At 61.1% G+C, this 339-nt stretch carries 1 pseudogene; it reads left to right on the top strand.

Features of this window, described 5'->3' with window-relative positions:
- Positions 1–339, top strand: a pseudogene (locus QMX84_RS26355) (RHS repeat protein); the annotation flags it as partial.

Genomic DNA, 339 nt, shown 5'->3' with positions numbered 1-339 from the left:
CAGCTGGCGTTAGTGCGCGGCCAGACCCTGCAATGGAATGTGAACAATAACCTGCAAGCCGTGACGCTGGTGACCCGGGACAACGGCAGCAGTGACGATGAAATGTATGCCTATGACGGCCTTGGGCAGCGCACCCGAAAAGTACGTACCACCCGCACTCAGGGGCTGACGCATACAGTGGAGGTGCTGTATTTGCCCGGTCTGGAGATTCGTCGCGACAGCGCCACGGGGGAGCACCTCAACGTCGTCAAAGTGCAAGCGGGCAACAGCGATATCCAGGTCTTGCAGTGGGACGCGGGGCGTCCGCAGGGCATGCCCGATAACGGCCTGCGCTTTAGC

The organism is Pseudomonas sp. PS01297 (genome assembly GCF_029959305.1).
GTDB classification, from domain to species: Bacteria; Pseudomonadota; Gammaproteobacteria; order Pseudomonadales; family Pseudomonadaceae; genus Aquipseudomonas; species Aquipseudomonas helleri.
Note: the sequence above shows the minus strand (reverse complement) of the source record. Positions and strands in the feature narration are given on the sequence as shown.